This window comes from Pantoea sp. RCC30.1 (genome assembly GCF_058148845.1).
On the sequence record NZ_JBXUHX010000041.1, the window covers coordinates 23,508 to 30,255 of the forward strand.

The following is a 6,748-nucleotide window of genomic DNA, read 5'->3' on the forward strand; positions in this document are numbered from 1 at the left end:
ACAGATCGCTACAGCCCCAGCGCTTCACCTACCAGCAGATAAAGATTCAGCGCAATCACCAGCAGCACGATCAGTCGTCCGGTGTTCTGCATCAGACGCGAGTTAACCATATCGTCGCCCATCAGCTCGCGGTTGCCGGTAAAGGAGAGCAGCGGAATCAGCGCCAGCGCAATACCAAAACTCAGCAGCACCTGGCTCATCACCAGCACCTTTGTTGGATCCCAGCCCGCCCAGATGACAATAAAGGAGGGCAGCATGGTGACCGTACGACGCACCCAGAGCGGAATATGGAAACGGATAAAGCCCTGCATCACCACCTGCCCCGCCAGCGTACCGACCACCGTTGAGGATAATCCGGCCGCCACCAGACTCAGACCAAACACCGTTGCCGCAGCCTGACCTAACAAGGGTTGCAACGTCAGATAGGCCTGATCGAGTTCAGCAATTTTACTGTGGCCGCTGAAGTGAAAGGCTGCTGCCGCGGTCGCCATCATCGCCAGATTAACGAATCCGGCGATGGTCATGGCAATTGCCACGTCCAGCTTGGTTGAGGAGTAGCGCTGACCTTTGCTGTCCTCACTTTTGCCCTGCGTCAGCGCAGAGTGCAGATAAATCACGTGCGGCATGATGGTCGCACCCAGCACGCCGGCGGCCAGGAACACGGCATCCGACGTCGGTAACGCGGGCAGCGCCATGCCGACCACCAACTCCTTAATATTGGGCTGGGAGAAGAAGAGTTCGACGATATAGGCCGCCGCGACAAACAGCAGCAGTCCGCCAATCACCAGCTCCAGCGGCTTTTGTCCGCGACTCTGTAACATCAGTATCAGGAAGGTGGCGATGCCGGTCAGCACCGCGCCCTGCATCAGGGAAATGCCGAGCAGCAGTTTGAACCCCAGAGCGGCACCGATAAACTCCGCCAGATCGGTGGCCATCGCGATAATTTCCGCCTGCACCCAGTAAAACCAGACGGCGGGCCGGGGAAAGCGATCGCGGATGTGCTCGGCGAGGTTTTTGCCGGTAGCGATACCCAGCTTGGCGGACATCAGCTGGATCAGCATCGCCATGATGTTGGCCCACACCACCACCCACAGCAATTTGTAGCCGTAAGCAGCGCCCGCCTGGATGTTAGTCGCAAAGTTGCCCGGATCGATATAGCCGATTGCGGCGATAAAGGCGGGCCCCAGCAGTGCGAGTTTGACTTTTCTGACTCCGCGAGCGGCACGCTCGGCGGTACGACTTTCAAACATATCCGGTACCCTGTCTGAACATTTGCCTGCCCCAGCAGCTTAGGGGATGGCATGTGCAAGTGAAATTCGTTAATTGTTATCGGTGTAATAGATGCTGCTATAAAGTATAGCCATTGCTATACATTACAGTAAAGGAAGTGATTGCTAAAAATGTGAGCAACGATGTCACTCTACGCTCAGTGTAAAATTCAGACAATAATTATGTGGTTATCTGGAGTGAACGATTTGTAAACAGGACGTGATCTCTGGAACTTTTCTGGAAAATATAGCGATAGCGAATACTTATATTGTGGTTCAGATCTCGTTTTTAAGTAACGCGTTACATAGAATACGCAACAAAATACAACCCTCCTCAAATTTGGAGCAACCATGTCCCATATTTTGCAATTTCTTTTAGCACTGGTGGTAGTCGGGATACTCGCCTTGCTGGTCAGTCACGATCGTAAAAGCATTCGCATTCGCTACATTATCCAGCTACTGGTGATTGAAATTGTGCTCGCCTGGTTCTTCCTGAACTCAGAAGCGGGACTCGGTTTCGTCAAAGGTTTCGCGGGCTTCTTCGACCATCTGCTGAAGTATGCGGCGCAGGGAACCAACTTTGTCTTCGGCAACATGAGCGATAAAGGCCTGGCCTTTTTCTTCCTCAACGTGTTGTGCCCAATCGTCTTTATCTCTGCCCTGATCGGTATTCTGCAGCATTTCCGTATCCTGCCGTGGGTGATCCGCGGTATCGGTACCGTGCTGTCGAAAGTAAATGGCATGGGAAAACTGGAATCTTTCAACGCCGTGAGTTCTCTGATACTGGGACAGTCAGAAAACTTCATCGCCTATAAAGATATCCTGGGCAAGATGTCACAGCGCCGCATGTACACCATGGCTGCGACGGCGATGTCGACCGTTTCAATGTCTATCGTCGGTGCCTACATGACGATGCTGCAGCCGAAGTATGTGGTCGCAGCCCTGGTGCTCAACATGTTCAGCACCTTTATCGTGCTGTCGCTGATCAACCCTTACCGCGTTGAGAATGAAGAAGATCTGCAGTTGCAGGATCTGCATAAAGGTCAGAGCTTCTTCGAGATGCTGGGTGAATATATTCTGGCCGGTTTCCGCGTCGCGATTATCGTTGCCGCCATGCTGATTGGTTTCATCGCGCTGATTTCAGGTCTGAATGCGCTGTTTGAACTGATCTTCGGTATCAGCTTCCAGGGCGTGCTCGGCTTTGTCTTCTATCCGTTTGCCTGGGTGATGGGCGTGCCGGCTGGTGAAGCGTTGCAGGTCGGCAGTATCATGGCGACCAAGCTGGTATCGAATGAGTTTGTTGCCATGATGGATCTGCAGAAAATCGCGGGTCAGTTGTCACCAAACTCAGAAGGTATTCTGTCTGTCTTCCTGGTGTCGTTCGCCAACTTCTCTTCAATTGGCATCGTAGCGGGTGCGATTAAGGGTCTGAACGAAGAACAGGGCAACGTGGTTTCCCGCTTTGGCCTGAAGCTGCTGTACGGCTCTACGCTGGTCAGCGTCCTCTCCGCCGCTATTGCCGGTCTGGTTCTGGCGTTCTAAGCATCGTTCTGAACAGTAAAGGGCGAGCCTGGCTCGCCCTTCTCATTTTGCGCCATCCCTGCTCTGCTCCTGCTGATTCTCCCTTTCCGCTTTGCCTCTTCTTTTACCTCTCTGCTTCCCTTGCACAACCCTGGTACACGTCTGCAGTGAACCTCTGCGCGACAGGCAGTAAAGCGTCTCGCCAGGGGCGCTGGAAGCGTCATAGAAGGTCGTGCCAGTGAATAGCGTGCGCAGCAGCGTAATATAAATCGCAAAGAATAGTGAGTCGCAGGAACAGGCTAATGGAAGATAAATCAGAAAGGATTTTGACAACGATGTGTCAGAAAATGGTGGAGATAAGCGGGATCGAACCGCTGACCTCTTGCATGCCATGCAAGCGCTCTCCCAGCTGAGCTATACCCCCACATCTGGAATCGTTTTTCAGTGCCAAACTTTTGGGAAGAAGTTTGGTGGAGCTAAGCGGGATCGAACCGCTGACCTCCTGCATGCCATGCAGGCGCTCTCCCAGCTGAGCTATAGCCCCGAACCGAAAAATTGTCGCGTTAAGCGACGGACGGCATAATATGAAACCCCCTCCAGGGTGTCAACGGCAAAATGACATTCTCTGTTTGATCGCTGAAAAAGGCGGCAACCTGCGAAGTTTCAGCAGCATGCTGCAGGTAAAAATCGTGTCTGGTCAGGCAGGACCGTTTTTTAACTGTTATTCAGGCTGCCGTCAGGTTAATTCATGGTTAAATATGTTATAGGAATTTTCTTGTCTTCGTCTTTTTCGCATGCAAAACTTAGCCCGCTAATTTAGTGGTAGCCGGGACCCCCTTCCCGCGCGCCACGCGTCCACCAGGCGTAATCGTCCCCATTAATCATAAAAAAACTATTGAGATACTATGTCGCTGCATACACCTAAAGAAATCGCACAACTGGCGATCCAGTCAGGCGTGGCTAAAAGCCGTTCGCCTGTCAGCATCCTCTTGATTCTCGGCTTTATGGCAGGCGCATTTATCGCGACCGGCTTTCTGCTGGATCTTCATGTTATTAACTCCCTGCCCGCTGAATGGGGCTCATTTAGTGGCCTGTTAGGTGCTGCGGTCTTCCCGGTGGGTATCATTATGACCGTGCTGGCGGGTGGCGAGCTGCTGACCGGCAATATGATGACCTTACCGGTGGCCTGGTTCGCCCGTCGCATCAGCTTTATGAGCGTAGCGCGTAACTGGTTCTGGGTGACCCTGGCGAACTTCATCGGCAGCGTGGCTGTTGCGTGGTTCTTTGGCCACATGCTGGGCATGACTGAAGGCGACTACCTGAAGAAAACCGTCGCTATCGCCTCTGCAAAAGTCCACGCCGATTTTCTGCACGCCTTTATTTCAGGCGTTGGCTGCAACTGGCTGGTTTGTCTGGCGGTGTGGCTGGCCTTTGCCAGTAAAGATATGGTCGGTAAGATCTTCGGCATGTGGTTCCCGGTGATGGCGTTTGTTGCTATCGGCTTCCAGCACGTCGTTGCCAACATGTTTATTATTCCGGCCGCCATTTTTGCCGGTCAGATGAGCTGGGCAGAATACTTCCCTAACTTCGTTGCCGTCTTCTTAGGTAATGCCGTCGGCGGTGCCGTCTTCGTTGGCCTGGCCTATTTCCTGGCCTACCGTCCTGCCGCTGAACCCGTCAGCAATCCGCAGTAATCCTGTATTGCCTTTTGTCATCAGACAAAAGGCAATTTCAGCCTCAGTTACTTTTCACCGTTACTTTTTGCTGTAATATGTACCGCTAATGTATTTAACAGGGACAGTATCGTGAAAAAGGAATGGCTTACCCCCGAAGAACTGGCTGCAGAAACGGGTTACAGTCGGCAAACGGTGAATAAATGGATTAAGCGGGAGAACTGGACCACCACGCCAAAGCCCGGTGTACAGGGCGGAAAGGCGCGACTGATACATATTGATGAGCGCGTAAAAAGCTTTATTCAGTCGACCCGCAATCTCAACGAACCCTCAGCAACCTATGGCACAGTGGCGAATTCGTTACCTGCGTTATTGATAAGTTCCATCCAGCAAATGAGTCAGGATGAACAGGATCAGTTCACCGCATTAATCTTACGCGAAGGGATTAAAGGCGTGCTGGAGCGGCTGGGAATCGGTGAAGAGTAAAGAAACCGGAAGCATGACGCTTCCGGCTGTGTTTATTAAGCTTGTGCTTCGCGCTCACTGATAAAGACCAGGGCCTGTTCAATACGCGCCACACTGCGGCTGCGGCCAATCGCTTCCACGGTGACATCGAGGCCCGGTGACTGACCGGCACCGGTCACGGCCACACGCAGCGGCATGCCCACCTTGCCCATTCCGACTTCCAGCTCATCTGCAGTGCTCTGGATAGCCTGATGCACGTTTTCAGCGGTCCACTCAGTGATCGCGGCAAGCTTATCGCGCACCACTTCCAGCGGCTGACGCGCGACCGGACGAAGATGTTTCTTCGCCGCATCCGCATCAAACTCAGCAAAGTCTTCATAGAAGTAGCGGCAGGATGCAGCCATCTCTTTCAGCGTTTTGCAGCGTTCGCCCAGCAGACCCACCAGCTTCGCCAGTTCCGGCCCGGTGCGGGTATCAATTTTCTGCTCTTCAATATGCCACTGCAGATGTGTCGCCACATATTCTGGCGGCAGCGTATTAATATAATGATGGTTCAGCCACTGCAATTTCTCAGTGTTGAAGGCACTGGCAGACTTACTGACAGCGTCCAGGGTGAACAGCTCCGCCATTTCAGCCACGCTGAAAATTTCCTGATCGCCATGTGACCAGCCCAGACGAACCAGGTAGTTGAGCAGCGCTTCCGGCAGGTAGCCATCATCACGATACTGCATCACCCCTACCGCACCATGACGCTTGGAGAGTTTTTTACCATCATCGCCCAGGATCATTGAGACGTGGGCATAGACCGGAACCTCCGCGCCAATCGCTTTGAGGATGTTGATCTGACGTGGCGTGTTGTTGATGTGGTCTTCACCGCGGATAACATGGGTGATGCCCATATCCCAGTCATCGACGACGACGCAGAAGTTGTAGGTTGGCGAACCGTCGGTGCGGCGGATGATCAGATCATCCAGTTCCTGGTTGCTGAACTCAATCGGGCCACGGATCTGGTCGTCAAAGATGACCGAACCTTCCTGCGGGTTACGGAAACGCACCACGCACGGCTCATCATCAGCATGATGTTCATGGCTGTCACGGCAGCGGCCGTCGTAACGCGGCTTTTCGTTGTTAGCCATCTGCTCTTCACGCAGAGCTTCCAGACGCTCTTTAGAGCAGTAGCATTTATAGGCGGTGCCCGCTTCCAGCATTTCATCAATGACCGCGTTGTAGCGATCAAAACGTTTAGTCTGGTAGTAAGGACCTTCGTTCCAGTCGAGGCTGAGCCAGTTCATGCCATCCATGATGGCTTCGATAGCTTCCGGCGTGGAGCGCTCCAGATCGGTATCTTCAATGCGCAGCACGAACTCGCCCTGGTTGTGACGGGCAAAGAGCCAGGAGTAAAGTGCGGTACGGGCGCCACCGACATGCAGATAGCCGGTCGGGCTGGGCGCGAAGCGTGTTTTGATTTTCATTGAATATTGCCTTAGATGCGCGGGTTCTCTGTCTGGATGACAAAAAACAGGTTAGACGCGAAAAAACAGTGGGCACATTCTAGCATCTGACGGTGAATCCTCAATGCATGCCCGCCGGTTGTCCTCTGGGAAAAGCGGCTTTTCTGCCAGTAAAACCAGCACATTGGCTAAAAGCGCGACAGGGTGTTTAAAAATAAACCGAACGCACATTTATGTTTTAAAAAGCGTTGACTCAAAATCAACTATCCCTATAATGCGACTCCACACAGCGGGGGTGATTAGCTCAGTTGGTAGAGCATCTCCCTTACAAGGAGGGGGTCGGCGGTTCGAACCCGTCATCACCCACCAC

Annotated in this window: 5 protein-coding genes and 3 tRNA genes; 4 read left to right on the forward strand and 4 right to left on the reverse strand. The window is 52.9% G+C overall.

Translation table 11 applies throughout. The features are described 5' to 3' along the window. Positions 1-8 precede the first annotated feature (8 nt). On the reverse strand, positions 9-1,250 hold the full coding sequence (locus tag AC2LB6_RS22265) for an Nramp family divalent metal transporter (RefSeq protein WP_090958949.1): 1,242 nt from the start codon (positions 1,248-1,250) through the stop codon (positions 9-11). 369 nt (positions 1,251-1,619) lie between these two features. On the opposite strand from AC2LB6_RS22265, the gene AC2LB6_RS22270 reads away from it, so the two are divergent. Beyond that, positions 1,620-2,810: a NupC/NupG family nucleoside CNT transporter gene (locus AC2LB6_RS22270; protein WP_490095171.1), complete on the forward strand. Its 1,191-nt coding sequence runs from the start codon at positions 1,620-1,622 to the stop codon at positions 2,808-2,810. 327 nt (positions 2,811-3,137) lie between these two features. Here the strand turns inward: AC2LB6_RS22270 and AC2LB6_RS22275 are convergent. Both AC2LB6_RS22275 and AC2LB6_RS22280 read right to left on the reverse strand, forming a co-directional pair. Continuing rightward, positions 3,138-3,213: transfer RNA gene (locus AC2LB6_RS22275), tRNA-Ala, on the reverse strand. 44 nt (positions 3,214-3,257) lie between these two features. After that, positions 3,258-3,333 (reverse strand) — tRNA-Ala (locus AC2LB6_RS22280). A gap of 361 nt (positions 3,334-3,694) precedes the next feature. Here AC2LB6_RS22280 and AC2LB6_RS22285 point away from each other — a divergent pair. After that, entirely contained in the window at positions 3,695-4,483 is a 789-nt protein-coding gene (locus AC2LB6_RS22285; protein ID WP_090958925.1) for a formate/nitrite transporter family protein, read from the forward strand. A gap of 111 nt (positions 4,484-4,594) precedes the next feature. After that, the gene (locus AC2LB6_RS22290; protein ID WP_090958921.1) at positions 4,595-4,948 is read left to right on the forward strand and encodes a YfeC-like transcriptional regulator; all 354 of its coding nucleotides are present in this window, start codon (positions 4,595-4,597) and stop codon (positions 4,946-4,948) included. 35 nt (positions 4,949-4,983) lie between these two features. On the opposite strand, the gene gltX is transcribed toward AC2LB6_RS22290, so the two are convergent. Next, positions 4,984-6,399 (reverse strand): glutamate--tRNA ligase, encoded by a 1,416-nt coding sequence (gltX, locus tag AC2LB6_RS22295; RefSeq protein WP_490095172.1) that lies wholly within the window; start codon positions 6,397-6,399, stop codon positions 4,984-4,986. Positions 6,400-6,671: 272 nt separating this feature from the next. On the opposite strand from gltX, the gene AC2LB6_RS22300 reads away from it, so the two are divergent. Then, positions 6,672-6,747: transfer RNA gene (locus AC2LB6_RS22300), tRNA-Val, on the forward strand. Position 6,748 lies beyond the last annotated feature (1 nt).